Origin of the sequence: Pseudomonas sp. NFACC04-2, from assembly GCF_900119265.1 — a bacterium.
Lineage (GTDB): Bacteria > Pseudomonadota > Gammaproteobacteria > Pseudomonadales > Pseudomonadaceae > Aquipseudomonas > Aquipseudomonas fluorescens_AA.
In genome coordinates, this window is record NZ_FPJC01000002.1 from 155,943 (window position 1) to 177,268 (window position 21,326).

Here is a 21,326-nt window from a genome sequence, read left to right on the forward strand (position 1 = left end):
TCCACAACAGCGTCTGGTGTCTACGAATAAAGATGGAGCACTACCGATGCCCTCTTCACCCACCTGGCCCGCGCCGCACAAGGCTTGCCTGGCCCTCGCCTTCGATCTCGATGGCCCGACCGGTGATGCCATGCTCAACGGCTCGATCTGGCGCAAACCCGAGTACTTCGGGTTTGGTGGCTATGGCCCTTACCGGGCCCTACCGCGCCTGCTCGATGTGCTCGACGAGTTCCGGATCCCGACGACATTCTTCGTCCCCGCCTGGGTCGTGGAGAACTGGCCGAGACAATGCCAGGCGATTGTCGAGCGTGGGCATGAAGTCGCTTATCACGGCTACAAACACGAATCCTTTTATGCCCTGACACTGGATCGGCAAAAGGAGGTGATGCGGATCTCCCGCGAGGTGTTCTGGAAAAACCTGCACATTCGCGCCGAAGGTTTTCGCACGCCATCCGGCGACTGGCGCGCCGAAACCCCTGCCATGCTGGTGGAAGCCGGCGTGACCTATTCCAGCAGCATGCGCGGCGATGACCGACCGTACCTGGTGGACGTACCGGGTTTCGATACGCCGCTGGTGGAAATTCCAGGCCGATGGGAAATGGACGATTACGCGTCCCTCGCCTACACCCGCGCGCCGAACTTTCCTTCCGGATTGGACCGTACGGCCAGTTACGCGCTGACCCTGGACAACTGGTGCCGCGAATATGACGGCGCGATGGACGAAGGGTTGTGCCTGACCACCCTCTTCCACCCAAAGATCATTGGTAAACCGGGACGCATCCTGCTGCTGGAACAGCTTTTCGAGCACATGCGTCGGCGCGATGACGTGTGGTTCGCCACCTGCCGCGACGTCGCCCACTTCTGGTTGAAGGAGCATCGCCATGGCTGATTCCCCCATCTGGCCGGAAGGCTATCGCTGCGCTGTGGTACTGACCGTCGATTACAACGACATCCACGGCATCCTCACGCAAGCCCCTGAAGTTGCCGGGCGTGACAAAACCTTGTCGGTATGGCGCTACGGTACCCAACGTGGCGTGGCACGCTTGCTCGGCCTATTCAAGGAACTCGGGGTCTGCAGCAGTTGGTTCGTCCCCGGCATCGTGGCCGAGGAAAACCCAGCACTCATCCAGGCGATCCAGGGCGACGGTCATGAGATCGCCTGCACCGGTTACCGTCATCAGGATTACGACGCGCTAGACCTGGACGCCCAGGGCGAAGATGTCGCCAGGGGCTGCGAGACCCTGGCCAGGCTGACCGGCAAGCGCCCGGTCGGTTTTCGAATCCCGGCAGGCAATGGTGCGCCGGGATTCATCGGCGCGTTGAAGGATCAAGGCATCCGCTGGTCCTCCTCATGGCGCGGCGACGACTTGCCATTCGCTCACCCGACCGCGCCCGGTGTCATTGAAGTGCCGCTGCATTATGAGCTGGAAGACGAGCCTTACTTCGCCTTCAACTTGAGCCCGGCGGTGCCACCGGCACAATCACGGATCGCCTCCTACAGCCACACCCTGGGCAACCTGCAAATGGATTTCGCCGGTTTTCACCGATTTGGCCTGTGCTACGTGCTTCGCCTGCACCCGGAAATCATCGCCACGCCGGGACGGATAGGCGTGTTGCGCGCGCTGATCGAGGGCATTCAACAGCACGATGACGTGTGGATCACCACCGGCGCCGAGGTCGCGCAATGGTGGGCGAATAGCGCGGCGCCGGCGGCTGAGGATCATCCCGCCTCGGTGTACGAGCGCCATTACCGGGATTACGTCTCATGAGCGAACGTTTGCAACGGTTGGCGCAATTCTGTGTCGACCTGCGGTTTGAAGATCTATCGCCTGGGTTGGTAGCGCAAGCCAAGCGACACATTCTCGATACGTTCGGCGCAACGTTGGCCGGCGCCCAGAGCGATGTCGCCAAACAGGCACACAAGGTGTTCGCCGGTGAAGCGGGCGAGGTTCCGGTTTGGGGAACCGATCTGCAGGTCTGCGCGGGCCCGGCAGCGATGCTGAACGGGATTGCCGCCCATGCGCTGGAACTGGACGACACCGGTGGTTGCGACCACTCCGGGGCCGTCGTGCTGCCAGCGGCGATGGCGGCGGTTTCGCTGCGCGCACGGCCCGTGAGTGGGCGTGAATTCATCAGCGCCGTCGTGATCGGCTATGAGGTTGGCCGTCGAGTGCTCGAAGCCTGCGGCGGCTATAGCGCCCACAATGGCGCCGGCTGGCACTCCACCGCGACCTGTGGGGTGTTCGGCGCAGCCGCCGCCAGTGCGCGCATCCTGGGTCTGGATACGCGGCAAACCCTCGCGGCACTGGGCATTGCCGGCAGCTTCAGCGGTGGCCTGTGGGCCTTCATTCACGACGGCTCGCACAGCAAGAAACTGCACAGCGGGCGCGCCGCAGAAGGGGGGCTGTTGGCTGCGCGGTTCACCCAACAAGGCATCAGCGGGCCGACGCAGTTATTCGATGACGTCTGGGGCGGCTTTCTGAACACCCTTGCCCCAGCGACTTCAAGGCCCGAGGCGCTGGATGCAGAGCTCGGCGTGACCTGGAAGCTCGCCCGCTGCTCAATCAAACCCCATGCTTCCTGTCGTGGCACCCATTCGGCCATCGATGCCCTCGGCCAGTTGTGGGAGCAATTGCAGGTACCCGTCGACCAGGTCGAAAACGTGCACGTTCGGCTGAGCGCTTTTCTTCACGGCATGTGTGGCGGCCGGGATGTCACCCGCCTCGCAGCGACGCAAATGAGCCTGCCATATGCCCTCGCCGCGCGGTTGGTGCATGGGCATTGCCGACTGCACGCTTATGACGATCGGCAACGCAATGATCCGCTGGTGATTCAGTGCATGTCGCGCATCCAGCTTGAAGTGGACCCGCGACTGGATGAGGATGGCGAGCCTGTGGTGACGCTGCGGACCGTGGACGGCCGGCAGGCAAGCCTGTGTGTGGAAGTGCCCTTGGGAGCGCCGGGCAATCCACTTGCCGATGAGGCCCTGGATGAGAAGTTCTTCAGTTTGACGACGCGGGTAATGCCGCAGGAACGGGCTGCGGAACTGCTGAAGCAACTGCGACGCATGGAAGACCTGGAATCGATACGTACGCTGGAACGGTGGCTGGATTGATCATGGTATTGACGGCTCGGGCGTCATCGCGGTGTACGCCAACAATCTGAATAAGGACATTTGCCCCCGTGGCCACTTACTCCCTCGTTATTCGGCGCTTGATGATCGCTTCGCTGACCATCGTGGTCAGCCGCGCCATTACCAGCCCTTTGCTCACGTTGTTCCTGAGCAACAAGCTGGGCCTCAATCAACAAGATGTCGGCTTGCTGCTGGGCATCGCGGTGTTCATCGCCACCCTGCTGGCCCTGTACGGCGGCTACATCATCGATCGCCTGGAAAAGCGCCGACTGCTGATCCTGGCGATGCTCTCCAGCGCCGTGGGTTTCGTCCTGCTGACCTTTGCCGAAAACCTCTACCTGACCACCCTGACCGTGGTGATCACCGAGACCGCATCGGCCCTGTTTCTGATCGGTTCCAAAGCGATCCTCAGCGAAAACCTGCCCATCGGCCAGCGCGCCAAAGCGTTTTCCCTGCGCTACACCCTGACCAACATCGGCTACGCCACCGGCCCCATGCTCGGCGTGGTGATTGCGGGGGTCTACCCAATCGCGCCATTCCTGATCGCCGCGGGCATCGCGTTCTTCAGCATCTTTCTGATGATGGGCATCCCCGGCGATGGAGCGCCGACAGCAGCCATGGGTCCACCGCCCAGTTTTCTCAAGACGCTGAAGACCCTGAAAAGCGATCGCACTCTGATCATGTTCACCTGCGGCTGCCTGCTCAGCACCGTGGTGCACGGACGCTTCACGCTGTATCTGTCGCAATACCTGCTGGTCACCCACGACGCCAAGCGTGCACTGGAGATCATGGCTGCCCTGCTCGCCTGCAACGCCATTACTGTCATCCTGCTGCAATACCAGATCGGTCGGTTCCTCGATCGCCAGAAGCTGCGCTACTGGATCGCTGCGGGCACCAGCCTGTTCATGCTTGGCCTGATCGGATTCAGCCTGGCGGACGACATGCTGAGCTGGTGCGTGGCGATGTTCATTTTCACGCTCGGTGAAATGATCATCTACCCGGCCGAATTTCTCTTCGTCGATACCCTGGCCCCGGAAGAACTGCGCGGCAGCTACTACGGTGCCCAAAACCTGGCCGCCCTCGGCGGCGCCCTGAGTCCGGTGATCTGCGGATACCTGCTGATACAGACCCCGGCACCGACGATGTTCTATGCCTTGAGCGCCTTGACTGCGATGGGTGGGCTGCTGTGTTTCATGAGCGGGCGCCGGATGGCGGTCGTGCAGAAGTGATTCATGGAACGGCATCTTAACTGCAAGACGACTCGGCAGTTGGTCAACGCGCCAGGTTCCGGAGCACCGGATCGATGACTGACGATCAAGGCCGCGGCCAGTGGTCAATAGTTTAGAAATCTCTGAACTATCTTTTTGCGCTTCCCTATTCTTCCCGCCAACCGCCCCTCCCTACTATTGACGGCAACAAAGGAGCCTTTCCATAGAGATGCGGCCCGAAGATTGCTTTTTCTGATTGTCACTGCCGTTCGTTGTGCGTTTCGGTTCGCGCCGCAACGTCGCCGTGTCAATCATGCGAAGGAACCTTTGGAGCAGCTCGATGAAACTGGAAGTATTCCGAACGTTGTGGGGCTACACCGCGAGCAAGGCACAAGCCCTCGATGAGTTGCTTGAAGCCGGGTTCGATGGCATGGAAGCCCGCCTGCCCATGACCGCCAGCGAACGTGCCGAGTTCGCAGCCTTCCTACGCATCAACAAAGCCAGCTATATCAGCACCGTCTTCAGCGCCTACGACGTTCTGCCGGAACAGTCGGCAACCGTCGACGAACACCTTCTGGACCTCGACAAGAAACTCGGCTGGGCGGCTGAGTTGGCGCCGCGCTTCGTCAATCTGCTGGCTGGCAACGACCGCTGGCCCCTGGCACAGCAAGTCGACTTCTTTGGCCGGGCTATGGACCTCGCGGGCAAGCATGGCCAGGTGTGCGCCTTTGAAACCCATCGCGCTCGCTCGTTATTCAACCCCTGGGTCACCCTCGAACTGATTCGTCAATTGCCGGACCTGCGCTTCACCAGCGACATCAGTCATTGGGTCGTCACCTGCGAGCGCCTGCTCAACGATCCGGAAGACGACCTCAGCGCCTTCGTCGAACGCGTTCACCATATTCAAGCCCGAGTCGGTTATGACCAGGGACCGCAAGTTCCCCACCCCGCCGCCCCCGAGTACAGCCAAGCGCTTGCCTTCCATCAGCAGCATTGGGAGGCCATCTGGCGATCCCAGGAAAAACGCGGGTATCAGGTCAGCACGCTGACACCGGAGTTCGGCGCCGACGGCTATCTGCATCACCTGCCCTTCACCAACGTGCCGGTGGCCGACCTGTGGTCGCTGAACGTGTGGATGGCAAACACCGAACGCGAGCATTTTCGGCGTTTCGCCCGCACCTCAACCCGATAAGGAGTGCTCCCTCATGCCTGACAAAGTGCCCACGACCGCCAACTTCAATCGCATTCCGGTGGTGGATATCGCCGGGCTGTACAGCGACGACATCACCCAGCGCCAGGCAGTGGCCGAAGAACTGGGTAACGCCGCCCGCGCAGTCGGTTTCCTGTACATCAAGAACCACGGCATCGAGTCGTCACTGATCGACAGCTTGCGTCAAGCGGCGAAGGACCTGTTCGCACAATCGCTTGAGTACAAGATGCAGCATTACATCGGCACTTCACGCAGCCACAAGGGTTTTGTGCCTGAAGGTGAAGAGGTCTATGCCAAAGGTAAACCGGATCACAAGGAGGCTTTCGATATCGGTTTCGAAGTGAGCGAAGACGATCCACTGGTCATTGCCGGGACTCCATTGATCGGGGCCAACGAATGGCCAGACCTGCCGGGTTTCCGTCCGGCCGTCGAAGCTTACTACGCCGCGGTGTTTGCATTAGGTCGTCGCTTGTTCAAGGGTTTCGCCCTCGCTTTGGGCCTGGAGGAAGACTATTTCGAGGCACTGGTGACTCGCCCACCGTCGAAGCTGCGCCTGATTCATTACCCGTTTGACCTGGCGGCTCAAGACGCGCCCGGCATTGGCGCGCATACCGACTACGAATGCTTCACCATTTTGCTTGCCGACAAGCCAGGCCTCGAGGTGATGAACGATCAGGGGCAATGGATCGATGCGCCGCCCATGGACGGTGCTTTTGTGGTCAACATCGGCGACATGCTGGAGGTCATGACCGCAGGTGCATTCGTCGCGACGGCTCACCGAGTGCGAACCGTCAGCGAAGAGCGCTACTCGTTCCCACTTTTCTATGCGTGCGACTTCCATACGCAGATCAAGCCACTGCCACAGTTTCTTGAAGGCGGTAAGGATTACGAGGAAATCACCATCGGTGAGCACATGTTCGGCCAAGCGCTGCAAACCTATCAATACCTGCGCCGCAAAGTCGAACGCGGCGAACTCAAACTGTACGAGCGCGCGCGCAAGCCATCGAGCTTCGGCCACTTGAAGCGCCAGACGCAGGAAGCGTCCTGATGCACCCCCCGACCCGTTTCAAAACAGCCCTGTTTCAAAACCAGCCCAATCCTACTTTTTCGACGTGGAGTCACCGATGATGCGCAATCCAATGAATATTGCTGTCCGCTTGTCCCTGCTGGCCTTCGCGATCCTCGGTGCGGCAGGAGCCCACGCAGCCACGACGGTGTCACCCGGCGTCCTCAAGGTCGGCATGGAAATCACCTATCCGCCCTTCGAATCATACGACGAACAAAAAAATGTCGTCGGCTCCGACCCCGAACTGGCGCGGTTACTCGCCAAACATCTGGACCTCAAGGCTGACTTCGTTGACACCAAATTTTCCAACCTGCTGCTGAGCCTGAACGCCGGTCACTATGACGCGATCATCTCGGGCATGTACATCACGCCCCAACGGCAGACCCAAGCGCAAACCATCCCATACGCCAAGACCGGCGCAGCGATCATGGTGCTGAAGGACAGCCCGCTGAAACCGAAAGTACCGGAAGACCTCTGCGGCCTGAAAGTCGGCCTGGAAAAAGGCACCACTTGGGTGACGCAATTCAACAAACTCTCGACCGATTACTGCGTCCCGAATAACAAGGGCGCGATCATGGTCAGCGAATTCCCGTCCGCACCTGAAGTGACCCAGGCGCTGCTCTCCGGCAACGTGCAGGCTCAGGTGGAGATCGACGGTGCCGCCGGCATGATCGCAGAACGCACCAAAGGCCGGGTTGTGATCAGCACCGAGCACTCGATCTATCAACAGACACTGGGTATCTACGTCAAGAAGGACAACGACGCGCTCTATCAGGCGCTGCTCAAGGCTTTTGACGCGACGAAAGCGTCGGGTGAATACGCCGCCCTGTTGAAGAAATACAACCTGGAAGAACCGACTAACTGACTCAGTGCAGCCCTGTGGGAGCGAGGCCGCTCCCACAATCGGCGGCTTTCGCTTGACTGCCCGGCATAGGTAAAGCCTCCGTCGACGCCAGCAGTTGGAGGTACACATGCAATTTGAATGGCCCTACTTTTTTTCTATGTTTTCGGTCTCGGACTTCTGGAAAGCCTGCATTACGGTGGTGGAACTCAGCACGCTGGCCTGGTTTATCGGCATGCTGCTGGGCTTCCTGCTGGCTTCGGCCAAGCTTTCGGCCACGCGTTGGGTGAGCGTGCCGGCATCGGTTTATATCTGGTTCTTTCGCAGCGTACCGCTGCTCGTACTGGTGGTGTTCGTCTATAACCTGCCGCAGATGTTCCCGGTCACCCGTGGAGTATTGTCCAATCCTTTCTATTCCGGCCTGTTGGCACTGGTGGTGACCGAGGCGGCGTACATGGCGGAAATTCATCGTGGCGGCTTGATATCCGTTGCCAAAGGCCAGAAAGAAGCCGGCCGTGCACTGGGCATCGGCCTGATCGGTCTGCAGCGCCTGATCGTGATCCCACAGGCGTTCCGCATTTCCCTGCCGACATTGATCAACGAATACATCACCGTGGTGAAACTGACCTCGCTGGTCTCGGTGATTTCCTTGACCGAACTGCTGACCGTGGGCCAGCGTCTTTACGCGCAAAACTTCCTGGTCATGGAAACCCTGTCGGCTGTGGCGGTGTATTACGTGCTGATCGTGACCGTGCTCGGCTGGCTGTTTCATTGGCTGGAGCAACACCTGGAGCTCAACAACCGCAAACCACAAACGCTGGATGACATCAGCCTGCGGCGTCTACGCGCGTCACGGGCAGCGCCCTCTCCGGCAGACGCTCGTACAGCATCAGGGCCTGGCTCGGCCCCCGCACTGCAACTGATCAACATTCACAAGCGCTACGGCCAGCACACCGTGCTCAAGGGCATCAACCTTGATGTCAACGTGGGTCAGGTGATTTCCATTATCGGTCCGTCGGGATCGGGAAAAACCTCGCTGATTCGGACCGTCAACGCCTTGGAAAGCATCGACCAGGGCGAGATCATTCTATTCGGCGAAAGTTATATCCACGCCGGTGACAACACCAACACACAACAAGTACGCCACGGGGTACAACGCATCGGCATGGTATTCCAGAGTTTCAATCTGTTTCCCCATCGCACCATTCTCGACAACGTCACCCTCGCGCCGCGTTATCACGGCCGCGACAAGTCCATCAGCGAGCAGCGCGCCTACGCGCTGCTGGACAAGGTCGGGCTGCTGGCGCACGCGCAAAAGTATCCGCATCAGTTGTCAGGCGGTCAGCAACAACGCGTGGCAATCGCCCGCGCATTGGCGATGGATCCTCAAATCATGCTGTTCGATGAGCCTACTTCAGCCCTTGACCCGGAACTGGTAGGCGATGTGCTCAAGGTAATCAGCGACCTGGCAAAAGAAGGCATGACCATGTTGATCGTGACCCATGAAATGGACTTCGCCATGTCAATTTCCGACAGGGTAGTTTTCATGGAGGACGGCCTGGTCAAACTGGATGCGGCGCCTGGGATGATCCGAGCTGATCAGTGCGGCGAAAGAATCAAAAAATTCATGAGGGTTTGAACTCGGTGTGATTGGGTCCTGACACTCGAGATGGGATATCCGTCAAGCACGCTGGTTTTCCCACCACGTTATGCGTTGCGAAGCGGCTGGCGAGTCATTCTGATGGGGACTCATCAAGATCGTCGTCAAGGCTCGCAATGCATGCGTCGAGCAATTCGTGCAATACCGCCACGCGCTCCACGCCGAGTAGACCATTGAGTGCGCGCTGTGCCTCCTTCCAGGCCCGCTGGCCTTCGGCTTGCTTTACGCGTCCAGCCTCGGTCACTTCGACAAGGCGACTGCGGGCATCGCCTCCTGCACCAATCTCCAGCCACCCCTGAGCGGTCAGGGACTGCATGTTTCGAGTCAAGGTCGAATTATCCATCTGCATTTGCCTGGCCAGGTCACTCGGGCGGATAGGCCCCAGCCCGACCACATGGGACAACAATGCGTACTGCGTGTTCTTCAGGCCGAACTCGGCGACGTAGCGGTCGTAATGACGCGTCACCATGCGATTGAGCTGGCGGAGTTTCAGATTGGTGCAGCCCTGTGGCTTGATAGCGTTTTTCATACGGTCTATTGTACCTGCAATATTTGCATATACAATTTTCTTTGCACCGACACTACCTGAAAAGATCGTTCCGACTTGATCAATGGTGAAAACATGAAATATGCATCCTTCGGCAAAACAGGACTGAGTGTGTCCCAGGTCGTGCTTGGGACGGGCAACTTTGGCACAGGCTGGGGCCACGGTGCGGATCCCGATGTCAGCACGGCAATCTTTAACGCCTACGCGGAGGCCGGCGGCAACTTCATCGATGGCGCAGATATCTACCAGTTCGGAGAGTCCGAGGAACTGCTCGGTACCCTGCTGAAGGGCCGACGCGAGAGTTTCGTCCTGGCGACCAAGTACACCCAAGGCGCGCAGCCAAATGCCAATCGCCTCGTCACTGGCAATAGTCGTAAAGCCATGGTGGCCTCGGTAGAGGCGAGCCTGAAGCGACTCAAAACCGATCGCATCGATCTCTACTGGGTGCATTGGCCGGATAATGTCACGCCCATCGAAGAAATTGTCCGTGGGTTCGAGGATCTCGCCCGCGCGGGCAAGATTCTTTATGCCGGCCTCTCCAACTTTCCTGCTTGGCGGCTATCGCGAGCAGTCACCCTCGCCGAACTCACCCACTCGGTGCCGATCGCCGCGGCGCAATTCGAGCATAGCCTGGTCCACCGCGACCCCGAGGTTGATCTGTTCCCGGCTTCGCATGCGTTGGGATTGGGTATCGTCACTTGGTCGCCACTCGGCGGAGGCATGCTGACCGGTAAGTACCGCAAGGGCGAGAAAGGACGCGCCGAGGGCCTCGGTGGCAAGGTGTTCCAGGCGGAGAATAGCGAGCAGCGTACACAGGTCCTCGACACGGTCATCGCCATCGCCAACGAACTGGGCGTCAGCCCCGGTCAGGTCGCCATCGCCTGGTCCGGCACGCACGGGTCGTTGCCCATCATCGGCCCGCGCTCGCTTGAGCAATTGACCGACAACCTCGCAGCCCTGTCGGTCGAACTGTCAGCCGAGCAGATTCATCGACTCGACACCGTTAGCAGCTTGTCTCCTTCGATGCCAGCAAGGACAGCGACCCCTTGGGCTTGCGGAGCAGCGCAGATCGTGGCTTGAACGTGGGTGGGTGATGCAAGCCGACGACAAGAAGGCCAGACTCAACTGTATCCATCACCCGCCCTGCCCCCTTTATCGCCTGACATGTTCCTGTCAGCCTCCCGTCACCCTGACGTCAGATCGTTGCGCCTAAAGTAACGCCAGGCTTGCTCCTGCGGCGCCAGCGTGAACCCGCGGGAGCAAGCCTGCTCGCTCCCGCAGGAACTTGGCTTAACCAGAGATTCTGCACCCGAGGTTGCCTTTTGCTGGAGCTCTTGTCATCAGCCGGAAGGAGAAACGCAGATGAACCACCCTGAGGGGCACGACGGCGCGCTTGATCAATTCATCTGGCCATCGCCAGACGGTATCCTGGACCGTAAAGACCTGTTGCTTCGCCTGCGCGCCGAACAGCGATTCATGGCCGAACAGGACCCTGCATGCAGGCTCGATCAACGAGACTACCTGCTTTCCTTGATCGATTCGGCATCAACACGGGCCGACGGCGCCGCGCGACGCTCAGGTTTCGATGCCCGGCGAATGCGTAGCGTCATCACCGAAGCGGCCACGCGAAGCCATTGGGGCAAGCCTTCAGGCGGACGCCGAACCCAGGGCATCGCCGCACATTGCGATGCGCAGACTTGCATGGCCGCGGTACTCGATGTCGAGCTGAGCGACGAGGGCCGCTTGATTGTGCATGACACGGTGTTTGTCGCTGACCTGGGCGCTATAGAGAACCCCGGTCGCCTGCGCGCCCAGCTTGAAGGCGCGTGCCTGATGGGGGTCGCATTCGTGGCATCTGCTGAATTTGGTGTGACGGCGGCTGATCTGTGCCCGACGATCGCCCAACGACCCCGTTGGCCACTCGTCTCATGGTTGCCAGGGCATATCGCGGTACATTTGATCAACCCTACGGGTGCGCTCCAGGCCTGCCAGCCCAGCCAGCTGAGCTACGTACCCATCGTCCGGGCCTTGTGCAATGCGATTCGCAAAGCCTCGGACAAGCGTACCAGCGATTTGCCGCTCAAAAGCCAATCGCTCGAAAGAATGGGCGGACGTTAAGTCACTGCCGGCTTCAAATCAAACCCAGCGTCAGGGCTTTCAGCGTCGCCGTCGCACGGGTAATGCACTGCCATTTGGCAATCCGATAGCCACGAAAGCAGGGTAAATTATCTCTTCCAAATAAATGAGGTTTCGCGCCATGCCGTCAACTCCCTGTGTCCCGTCCAGCATCCGTGGGCAACGCGGCGCGGACCTGCTCGTAGAAGTACTGCGCAGCGAAGGCGTTCGCCATGTCTTCGGCAATCCGGGAACAACGGAGCTGCCTTTGCTCGATGCGCTCTCGGGCGTCTGCGATATTCACTACGTGCTCGGTCTCCAGGAGGCCTCCGTCGTGGCGATGGCCGACGGTTATGCCCAGGCATCCGGCCGCCCCGGTTTCGTGAACCTTCATACAGCAGGAGGCCTTGGCAATGCGATGGGCGCCATCCTGAATGCGAAGATGGCGAACACGCCGCTGGTGATCACCGCGGGCCAACAGGATACCCGCCACGGCGTGACCGACCCGCTGCTTCATGGTGATCTGGTCAGCCTGGCCCGACCGAGCGTCAAATGGGCGGAGGAAATCCAGCACCCCGAACATATCCCGATGCTGCTGCGTCGCGCTCTTCAGGACTGCCGCACAGGGCCGACCGGCCCGGTTTTCCTTTCGCTGCCGATCAACGTGATGGAGCAGCACACCGATGCCGATGCTGGCCAGCCGTCGCGAATCGAACGAGGTGCGGTGACCGCAGCGATTGACCCGTTGGCCGACGCCTTAGCGACGGTTGCTCCCGGCCGCCTGGCGATTATCGTCGGGGAGGAAGTCTTCCAGTCGAATGCGCAAGTGGAAGTGGTGAGACTCGCTGAAGCACTCGGCGCGCCGGTCTTCGGGCCATCCTGGCCCGGGCATATCCCCTTCCCCACCGCTCATCCTCAATGGCGCGGAGCCTTGTCGCCCAAAGCTGCCGATATCCGCGAAACGTTCGCTGACTTCGATGCGATCTTGCTTCTCGGCGGCCACTCGCTGATCAGTTACCAATACTCGCAAGGCCCGGCGATTCCCCCTCATTGCCGTCTCATTCAATTGACCGGCGATGGCCACCAACTGGGCAGAGTGCATGGAACGGCGCTGGGATTGATAGGCGACATCAAGTTGTCCTTGCAATTGTTGCTGCCGTTACTGGATCGGATGCTGGCCCCACACAGCCAGGCCATCGCGACGCTGCGAAATGTCGCTGCGCACGAACGCGGTACCCGACGAATCGAAGTGGCCGAGCGCGCGAAGCGCGAATTCCATACGCCCGTGACAACGCCTTTCGTTGCGGCCCATGAAGCTGTCCGGGCAATCGGCCCTGACGTGTGGATCGTCGACGAAGCGCCGGTTACCATTCCTCATGTGCGTGCTTGCCTGGATTCGCATTCGGCTCGCCAGTACCTGTTTACGCGGAGCGCCATCCTCGGCTGGGGCATGCCGGCGGCTGTCGGTACATCCCTTGGCCTGGACCGCGCCCCAGTGGTCTGCCTGGTCGGCGATGGCTCGGCGATGTATTCACCCCAGGCGCTTTGGACAGCGGCACACGAGCGTTTGCCCGTCACCTTTGTGGTCATGAACAATGGCGAATACAACATCCTGAAAAACTACGCGCGTAGCCAGGCGCACTACCGAAGTGCCGGTACGAACCGGTTCATCGGCATGGACATCCGGGACCCGGCCATCGACTTCCAGGCCCTCGCCTCCTCCCTGGGGGTTGCTTCGCGCAGGGTCGAGCGCGCCAGGGATATTACTGAAGCGGTCGAGGATGGCATTCGCTCAGGCCGCCCCAACCTCATCGAATTACCGATCATGGCTTGAAGCTAACGGGCGTTCACCTTTGGCGGGCTCAGGTATGAGGCGGCTGTATTTGTTCAGTGAGCCACTGCAGGGCTAGACTGGCGCTAGCCCCAGTCGTCACGCCGGTCAGCCAATGCCGCTCCTTCCGCCAGATACCGCCGAACAGACAACGTTGACCCTCGAAGTGGTGCTGCGCTACCACATGGCGTGGAAACGCCGCGACTTGGAGGCGATTCTCGCGATTTATCACCCGCAAGTGCAGTACAACGATTTCTTCCAGAACCGCAGCATGGGCCTGACCGAGTTGCGCGCTTATATCACCAGCACGTTACCGCGCCATCCCGACGAGTATCTTGAACACAACGACCGCATCCGTGCAGATGGCTGTACCGCATTCATCCAGTACCAGACAGCTCTGAAAGGCAGTGGCGAGCGGGTGGTTTTTCGCACCAGTGAAGCCATCACGGTATGTGATGGCCTGATCCTTCGTATAAACGAATATGCCTCACTGGTGCGCGACAGCGAGCCCCAGACTGGGCGCCATGCCCCCGCCATCAGTAAACTGGGTCTCTCGGCGCGTCAGCTGACTTTCATGGCGCGAGACTTGGCCGACTATTTCACGCGCCAGCAGCCCTTCCTCGACCCGGATCTGGACCTTGCACGGATTGCCGGCGCCACCGGGTACAGTCGCAATCAGCTGTCTTACCTGCTGAATCAAGTGCTGGGACAAAGTTTCTATCGCTACGTGACCCAAGCCCGGTTGGCCTATCTGCTTGAGCGCCTGCCAAATCACGGTGAAAACGCGCCCATCGATGCCCTTGCGACGAGTGCCGGATTCAATTCCACCTCGGCGTTCTACAAAGCCTTCCGTAGTCATACCGGCTGCACACCCAAGGCGTGGTTGAAAGCCAATTGCGCGCGTGCCCGCAGATAACACAGCCCCCGTCGCAGCGCATTAATCTCTGTCGGCAATCAACCGATGGAGCATGGGATGTCTGGCTGGGGTGGTGTGAGTTTGTGGATGGAGCAACTCGGCGAGGCGCTGACACCGCGCCCGGCGTTGTATCAGGATCTGCAAGCAGACGTTGTGATTATCGGCGCCGGTTACAGTGGCCTCTGGACGGCCTATTACCTTAAACAGCAAGCACCGCACCTGAACATCGTCATCGTTGAAGCACAGATTGCCGGCTTCGGCGCCTCCGGTCGCAATGGCGGCTGGTTGATGGGCAACCTGCTGGGCGAAGACCGGCTCCTGGGCCCGTTACCTGCCGCGCAACGTCACGCGGGCTACCAACTGCTGCATGCAATCCCCGACGAAGTGGCGCGAGTGTGCCACCTCGAAGGCATCGATTGCGAGCTGCGCAAAGGCGGCGTGCTGTACTGCGCGGCGCGTTATCCCGAGCAAGAACGGCGCCTGCGCGAACAACTCGATGCTGTCCGTGCGCAAGGCCTGGGTGAAGACGACTACCGCTGGTTGAGCCCTCAGGCGTTGCATGAACAGTTAAATGTGGCCCAGGCGTACGGCGCCCTGTATTCACCTCACTGCGCGACCATCCAGCCTGCACGGTTGGTACGGGGGCTGGCCGAAGCCGTCGAACGGATGGGTGTGCGCATTTACGAGCAAAGCGCGGTGCTCGACTGGAAGCCAGGCCAGGTCCGAACCGAGCACGGTCGGGTGAGCGCCGATTGGGTGGTACCGGCTGTCGAAGGGTATGCCAGCACCCTGCCCCCGTTGAACAAACATCAACTGGCCGCGCAAAGCCTGATCGTCGCGACTGAGCCGCTCCCGGCCGATGTATGGGCCGAAATCGGCCTGACCCGTGGCCAGGCTTTCAGCGAAAACAGCCGACAAGTCACTTACGGTCAGCGCAGCCGAGACGATCGCCTGGTGTTTGGCGCCCGCGGTGGTTATCGCTTTGGCGGTCGCCTGCGCAGTGACTTCAACCTCACTCAGGCCGAACGAACATTGCGGCAGCACCTGTTTAGTGAACTCTTTCCGATCTTGCGCAATGTGCGCCTGACCCATGCCTGGGGCGGCAATCTGGGGGTTGCCCGGTCCTTTCACCCGCACATGCTCGCCGACCGTCGCCAGCGGATCGCACTGGCGGGTGGCTACGGAGGTGAAGGTGTAGGCGCCAGCAATCTGGGCGGCCGAACCGTGGCGGCGTTGATTCTTGGCCAAGACAACGAGCTGACTCGCCAACCCTGGGTTCTGGACGATCGTCCCCTGGCCTCGTTGCCACGATGGGAGCCCGAGCCTCTGCGCTGGCTGGGTTACAACGCCATTATCCAGAGCTTCGTTCACGAGGATCAGGTTTTGGCCAACCTCCATGCGCCACGCTGGCGTCGCCGGATGGCTGAAGGGCTGGCCGGTTGCATGGAACGTCTGATGAAGTCCAAGGAGCCGTTTGCATGAAGATCGATCATTTTCGCGACACCGCCCGTTTGCCGCTCGGTGAGCCTGGCGCTGTTGGTGTACCGCTGGGCGAGCCGCTTTCACAGGTTGCCACGGCATGCGTCGAACGCGACGACGGCGTCGAGGCCGGCGTGTGGGAATGCACCCCCGGCCGCTGGCGGCGCCAGATCGTGCAACAGGAGTTCTGCCATTTCATCCAGGGCCGTTGCACCTTCACCCCGGACGGTGGCGAGCCCCTTCATATCCAGGCCGGCGACGCGTTGATGTTCCCTGCGAACACGACGGGAATCTGGGATGTACAAGAAACCGTTCGCAAGAGCTACGTGCTGATTTTCTGAACTGCCTTCATCCATAACGCCTAGAACAAAGGTTGAGGTCTCGCATGTTGAAGTCGATCGTTCCGTTACTGTTGATCGCGTCTACCGCTCAAGCAGCAGACACCGTCAGGATCTACAACTGGAGCAGCTACATCGCACCCGATACCCTGCAAAACTTTACCACCCAGACCGGGCACCAGACTCAATATGACCTGTACGACAGCAACGAGGTGCTCGACGCCAAACTGATGGCCGGCCATTCAGGGTATGACGTGGTGTTTCCGTCCAACCACTTCATGGCCCGGCAGATCACGGCCGGCGCACTCAAACCGCTGGACCGCGGCAAACTCCCGAACTGGCACAACCTCAACCCAACGCTGATGAAGGTACTGGAGGCCAATGACCCTGGTAACCGCTACGGATTTCCCTACCTGTGGGGCAGCACCGGCATCGGCTACAACGTGGCCAAGGTCAAGGCGGTCCTGGGCGATGTACCGATAGACTCGTGGGATATCGTGTTCAAGCCGGAAAACATGAAGAAACTCGCCCGATGCGGCGTGGCGATGCTCGACAATGGTCCCGAGATCCTTCCCATCGCCTTGAACTACCTTGGCCTGCCGCATCACAGCAAGGACAAGGCTGACTACGAGAAGGCGCAGGCCCTGCTCCTCAACGTGCGCCCCTATGTGAGTTACTTCCACAACTCCAAGTACACCAGTGACCTTGCGACGGGCGACGTGTGTCTGGTCGTGGGATTTTCCGGCGACGTGATGCAGGCCGCAGCGCGAGCCAATGAGGCCGGGAATGGCCAGCAGATTGCTTACGCCATCCCCAAGGAAGGCTCACCGATGTGGTTCGACATGGTCGCCATGCCCGCCGATGCGCCGAATGAAGACGCCGGCTACGAATTTCTCAACTACCTGCTGGACCCCAAGGTGATGGCTGGCATCAGCAATCATGTGCACTATGCCAACGGCAACACCGCTGCCGAGGGGCTGGTAGACAAGGACATCCGCAACGACCCGATGGTGTACCCGCCTGACAGCGTGATGAAAAAACTCTTTGTACTGGAGGCAATGCCATTGGAGAACGACCGGCTGCGCACGCGGGTCTGGAGCCGGATTAAGAGCGGGCAATGAAACCTGTCGCCGATGAACAGACACCCAGATCATCGGCGACATCTCCCGGACCTCATTCAAGGCCTGTGGTCAAATGCAGCAGCATTGACGCGAGCCTGAACACTTGGGGATGCTGGACTCGTTAGGCGCCTACAGCAGCACGCGCACCAGATCATGACGGCGCGCCAGTTGGCTTGAGCACACACCGATACCCAGACCCGCCCGCAGTGCTGCGAACTGGGCCAGGTGATCGTCGCTGCGAAAGACCACCTGTTCCCCGCTACAAAGAAAACCCTGTTGTGCCAAGAACGCCTGCTCAGTCAAATTGCGGTCCGGACCGATGACAGGGTATTCGTTCAGTTCATCTGCGCATCGAGGCCGACCTCGGTGCTCGAGCAACCCCGCCGTCGCATACAGGCCCACACGCAGGTCACCCACACGGCGAGTGATGATGGACGCCTCGACGGGACGACGAATGCGTACGGCCACATCCGCTTCCTGCAATGCCAGATCTTCCAGGCGATTCGAAACGCTCAGTTCGAGCGCCAATTGGGGCTGAGCAGCGCGGATCTCGCACAGCATCGAAGGCAGTACCTCCACGGCCAGCAACTGATTGCTGGTGACCCGTACAATTCCGCCAGACACATTGACCTGCGCGGATGCCGCGCGGGCAAACGCTTCGGCGGCCAATGCCATCGATTGAGCATGGCCAGTCAACTCTCGGGCGTTGTCCGTGGGCATCAATCCCGCTGGCGAACGGACGAACAGGCTCGTTCCCACGCTGCGCTCCAGCGCGTCGATACGTCGTCTGGCGGTGGCTTGAGCGATGCCCAGCACTCGTGCGGCTGCGGACAAGCTTCCCGTTCGAAGAACGGCCAGGAAAACACGCTGGGTCCCGTCAACATCGCAACCTGGCCAGAGAGCCCCACGCCCGAGACGTTCGCGGCAGCTTTGAACGCGGGGAATCGATGACTGAAAAGTGACAGATTTATTTACTGGAAATACTGTCCACTTTTTATGAGGTTCGCCACCCCTTGGCTTGGCGCGGTTGAACCGCCGATGCTGGGAACAACCCGCTGTGCCTGTAAGTCTACCTCTAACCAATCATTGGTAAGGTACAGCGTAATGGATAAGACAATTACCGTGGATCAACTGGCGACCACTGACCTCAGATCAATCAACGAGATATGGCTCGGCGGGACTCATACCCAGCTATGCCTCTGGCGTGGCACACAAGTCTTCACCCACGAAATGCTCAGCGAAGGCACCCACGATCAGAATGTCCAACGCCTGTGCCTGCAGTTGGTCAACCCTGACGATCAGGCCGCAGTGGCCAGCGTTGAGCGGATCGCGCGCGAACGACTGACAAAGATCGGCAAGGAAGGCGAGTTTTATCCGGCTGAGAAAGCGGACACCCATCAATAGTCGCTCTGCAGCGGTGATAGAAAGAAGAATATAGACCAGTCATGAAGGTCCTCAGTACGTCACTTGAGGATCTGGCGCTACACATCTCGGCGATATCCCTCATTGGGCCATTCGATCAGAGGCGAGAATCTGCGCAAGAAAATCGATGAACACATTGATGCGGCTGGAGCCGCGGTGATTGGGCAAATACAGCGCATTGATGCAGCTGCTCGCACTGCCCGGATTGACTTCGTAATGCTCCAGCAACCGTGTCAGTCGACCTGCGGCGACGTCATCGCGCACCAGCCAGTCGGCCAGCAGAGCCACCCCGCCGCCCGCGATTGCGGCCTCGCGCAAGATGTCGGCGTTGTTGCTTTGCAACCGGCCATGCACGTTGAGCTGAAGGGGTTGCTCGTCGCCCTGAAACGTCCAGTGATGATGCGATCCACCGTAATCGAAGCGCAGGCACTGGTGCCCCAGCAAGTCATTAGGATGATTCAGCGCCGCGTGACGGCCCAGGTAATCCGGGCTGGCGACGACCCAGCGCTGGAAGGTCCCTACCCGTTTGCTGACGATGTCCTCGCTGACCACCGACGAGCCGAGGCGCACGGACACATCGATCTGCTCGCTCAACAGGTCACCGACCTGATCGCTCAATGACACGCTGATTTCCAGTCCCGGATGACGGTCGAGCAGCCGGCCCAGATGTGGCGCGATGATTCGCCGGCCAAACTCGACGGGGACACTGATCCGCAGGCGCCCTTGCGCCTCGCTGCCGCGGTCGGCGACCACGGCATCGGCTTCATCGATGGCCTCCAGAATAGCCACGGCTTTTTCAAAATAGGCTTGCCCGGCGACGGTCACGCTGGTGTTGCGGGTCGTGCGGTTAAGGAGGCTGGCGCCCAGCTCGCTTTCCAGGCCCGCCACCTGGCGTGTCACCGAAGAGGTGGAGATTCCGAGTTTGCGCGCCGCAGAGGAATAACCGCCGCAACGCACGGTTTCAACAAACATCTTCAACGCCAGCAATTTGTCCATCAGCGGAGTCCGGTCGAAAGGGAACGGAGCTGATTGTGCATGACCGTTCGCCCGCCGTCTTGCAGGACTGTGCTTCGCCGCGCTCCTCGATGCCTGTTGGTCAGACATCTGCCTTGCGACTCATGAATATCACCAGGGCCAAGGCAGGCAGCAACGCAATCGCCACTGCCGAGAGGCTCCAGCCGAAATGCTCATAGAGCGGGCTCGCTACCAGCGATCCCAAGGCACCGCCGACGAAGATGCTGGTCATGTACACGGCATTCAATCGAGCCCGGCTGTGCGCGTCGATGGAATACACCTCGCGCTGGCCCAGCACCATGTTCAGCTGCACGGCGAAATCCAGCAGCACCGCGCACACGACAAGCCAGATGTAGCCACTGCCGGGCAGCGCTGCAATCAACAAGGAGACCGGAGCCAACAGCAGCGCAACGAGTGTCCCGCGACGGCCATGACCTGCATCGGCCAAGCGTCCGGCAATGGGCGCGGCCACGGCACCGACGGCACCTACCAGCGCAAAGATCGCGATCTGCACCTGGCTGAAACCGTGGTGGCGCATCAGCTCGATGGGCGCCAGGGTCCAGAACAGGCTGAAGCTGGCGAACAACAATCCCTGATACAACGAACGTTGGCGCAGGACCGAATGGCGCCGGGCCAGCGCAAACACCGAGCCGATCAATGCGGCATAAGTCGCCCGATGCGTCGGTACGCGACGCGGCAGCGCAATGGCGGTGATCAGGGCGATAACAGCCATCAGCGCCGCCGCACTGAAGAACACACCGCGCCAGCCGAACACGTCCACCAGCAGGCTCGACAGCGGGCGCGACAGCAGAATGCCCAGCAACAGGCCGCTCATGATGTTGCCCACCACGCGGCCTCGTGTTGCTTCCGGCGCCAGGTGTGCCGCCAGGGGCACCAGGATCTGCACCGCTACCGATGTGAGGCCGATCAGCAGCGACAAGACGAGGAATATCGACGGCGAGTGCGTCAGCCCGGCACACAACAGGGTAACGCCCGACGCGAGGGTGAGGCCCACCACCAGGCGCCGGTTCTCCGCAAGGTCAGCCAATGGCACTAGCAGCAATAAACCCAGGGCGTAGCCGAATTGCGTCAGCGACACGATCAGGCTCGCATGGGTGCTGGACAGGCCAATTTGCGGCGCGATCAATTCGACAATCGGCTGAGCGTAATAAAGATTGGCCACGACCGCGCCGCAGCAGAACGCCAGGAACGCGACCATCAGGCCGGAAAGTGAAGCGGGTTGTTCGGCCTTGGCCGTCGCGGCGGGATTGCCCATGAACATGATGACACCTCGGTAAGTTTGGGGAAGTGATCGTCAGGCTAAGGGCAGCGGCCTGCCCGGAGAATCCATTGATCGGGCAATGAAGTGATGCGCGACACGCAACGCCAGCGGTGTTGCGGTTGGCGCAACAGGCTTTTGCGTGA

General features: G+C 60.2%; 20 protein-coding genes. 16 read left to right on the forward strand and 4 right to left on the reverse strand.

The features are described 5' to 3' along the window. The first annotated feature begins 46 nt into the window (after positions 1-46). From BT125_RS03000 to BT125_RS03035, 8 genes are all read left to right on the forward strand, one after another. Complete coding sequence (locus BT125_RS03000; protein WP_072405112.1) at positions 47-889, forward strand: polysaccharide deacetylase family protein; 843 nt, start codon at positions 47-49, stop codon at positions 887-889. Continuing rightward, entirely contained in the window at positions 882-1,769 is an 888-nt protein-coding gene (locus BT125_RS03005; protein WP_072405113.1) for a polysaccharide deacetylase family protein, read from the forward strand. The genes BT125_RS03000 and BT125_RS03005 overlap by 8 nt, the downstream gene beginning before the upstream one ends. Then, a complete protein-coding gene (locus BT125_RS03010; protein WP_072405114.1) occupies positions 1,766-3,115 on the forward strand; it encodes an MmgE/PrpD family protein in 1,350 nt (449 codons plus the stop codon). Before BT125_RS03005 ends, BT125_RS03010 begins: the two co-directional genes overlap by 4 nt. A 68-nt stretch (positions 3,116-3,183) precedes the next feature. Next, on the forward strand, positions 3,184-4,362 hold the full coding sequence (locus BT125_RS03015; protein ID WP_072405115.1) for an MFS transporter: 1,179 nt from the start codon (positions 3,184-3,186) through the stop codon (positions 4,360-4,362). 319 nt (positions 4,363-4,681) lie between these two features. Continuing rightward, complete coding sequence (locus tag BT125_RS03020) at positions 4,682-5,533, forward strand: sugar phosphate isomerase/epimerase family protein (protein WP_072405116.1); 852 nt, start codon at positions 4,682-4,684, stop codon at positions 5,531-5,533. A gap of 13 nt (positions 5,534-5,546) precedes the next feature. Continuing rightward, the gene (locus BT125_RS03025) at positions 5,547-6,599 is read left to right on the forward strand and encodes an isopenicillin N synthase family dioxygenase (protein WP_072405117.1); all 1,053 of its coding nucleotides are present in this window, start codon (positions 5,547-5,549) and stop codon (positions 6,597-6,599) included. 76 nt (positions 6,600-6,675) lie between these two features. Next, on the forward strand, positions 6,676-7,482 hold the full coding sequence (locus BT125_RS03030) for an ABC transporter substrate-binding protein (RefSeq protein ID WP_371857782.1): 807 nt from the start codon (positions 6,676-6,678) through the stop codon (positions 7,480-7,482). Between the two features lie 106 nt (positions 7,483-7,588). Beyond that, positions 7,589-9,097, forward strand: a complete 1,509-nt coding sequence (locus tag BT125_RS03035) for an amino acid ABC transporter permease/ATP-binding protein (RefSeq protein WP_072405118.1) — start codon at positions 7,589-7,591, stop codon at positions 9,095-9,097. A gap of 94 nt (positions 9,098-9,191) precedes the next feature. Here the strand turns inward: BT125_RS03035 and BT125_RS03040 are convergent, their stop codons facing one another. After that, positions 9,192-9,647, reverse strand: a complete 456-nt coding sequence (locus tag BT125_RS03040; RefSeq protein ID WP_072405119.1) for a MarR family winged helix-turn-helix transcriptional regulator — start codon at positions 9,645-9,647, stop codon at positions 9,192-9,194. Positions 9,648-9,740: 93 nt separating this feature from the next. On the opposite strand from BT125_RS03040, the gene BT125_RS03045 reads away from it, so the two are divergent. The 7 genes from BT125_RS03045 (at position 9,741) to BT125_RS03075 (ending at position 17,465) form a co-directional block, all read left to right on the forward strand. Beyond that, complete coding sequence (locus BT125_RS03045; RefSeq protein ID WP_072405382.1) at positions 9,741-10,745, forward strand: aldo/keto reductase; 1,005 nt, start codon at positions 9,741-9,743, stop codon at positions 10,743-10,745. Between the two features lie 282 nt (positions 10,746-11,027). After that, the gene (locus BT125_RS03050; RefSeq protein WP_072405120.1) at positions 11,028-11,783 is read left to right on the forward strand and encodes an aldehyde dehydrogenase; all 756 of its coding nucleotides are present in this window, start codon (positions 11,028-11,030) and stop codon (positions 11,781-11,783) included. A gap of 139 nt (positions 11,784-11,922) precedes the next feature. Then, complete coding sequence (locus tag BT125_RS03055) at positions 11,923-13,614, forward strand: thiamine pyrophosphate-binding protein (RefSeq protein WP_072405121.1); 1,692 nt, start codon at positions 11,923-11,925, stop codon at positions 13,612-13,614. Between the two features lie 112 nt (positions 13,615-13,726). Next, positions 13,727-14,527, forward strand: coding sequence for a helix-turn-helix domain-containing protein (locus BT125_RS03060; RefSeq protein ID WP_072405122.1), 801 nt, complete (start codon positions 13,727-13,729; stop codon positions 14,525-14,527). 57 nt (positions 14,528-14,584) lie between these two features. Next, a complete protein-coding gene (locus BT125_RS03065) occupies positions 14,585-16,009 on the forward strand; it encodes an NAD(P)/FAD-dependent oxidoreductase (RefSeq protein ID WP_072405123.1) in 1,425 nt (474 codons plus the stop codon). Further along, the gene (locus BT125_RS03070) at positions 16,006-16,347 is read left to right on the forward strand and encodes a cupin domain-containing protein (protein WP_072405124.1); all 342 of its coding nucleotides are present in this window, start codon (positions 16,006-16,008) and stop codon (positions 16,345-16,347) included. Before BT125_RS03065 ends, BT125_RS03070 begins: the two co-directional genes overlap by 4 nt. Before the next feature lie 44 nt (positions 16,348-16,391). Beyond that, positions 16,392-17,465, forward strand: a complete 1,074-nt coding sequence (locus tag BT125_RS03075; RefSeq protein ID WP_139271668.1) for a polyamine ABC transporter substrate-binding protein — start codon at positions 16,392-16,394, stop codon at positions 17,463-17,465. Between the two features lie 129 nt (positions 17,466-17,594). On the opposite strand, the gene BT125_RS03080 is transcribed toward BT125_RS03075, so the two are convergent. Next, positions 17,595-18,323: a LysR family transcriptional regulator gene (locus BT125_RS03080; RefSeq protein ID WP_256573708.1), complete on the reverse strand. Its 729-nt coding sequence runs from the start codon at positions 18,321-18,323 to the stop codon at positions 17,595-17,597. Positions 18,324-18,569: 246 nt separating this feature from the next. On the opposite strand from BT125_RS03080, the gene BT125_RS03085 reads away from it, so the two are divergent. Beyond that, positions 18,570-18,869: a hypothetical protein gene (locus BT125_RS03085; protein ID WP_072405126.1), complete on the forward strand. Its 300-nt coding sequence runs from the start codon at positions 18,570-18,572 to the stop codon at positions 18,867-18,869. A 99-nt stretch (positions 18,870-18,968) separates the two neighbouring features. Here the strand turns inward: BT125_RS03085 and BT125_RS03090 are convergent, their stop codons facing one another. Beyond that, a complete protein-coding gene (locus BT125_RS03090; protein ID WP_072405127.1) occupies positions 18,969-19,883 on the reverse strand; it encodes a LysR family transcriptional regulator in 915 nt (304 codons plus the stop codon). 100 nt (positions 19,884-19,983) lie between these two features. Further along, on the reverse strand, positions 19,984-21,183 hold the full coding sequence (locus BT125_RS03095; RefSeq protein WP_072405128.1) for an MFS transporter: 1,200 nt from the start codon (positions 21,181-21,183) through the stop codon (positions 19,984-19,986). Positions 21,184-21,326: the final 143 nt, after the last annotated feature.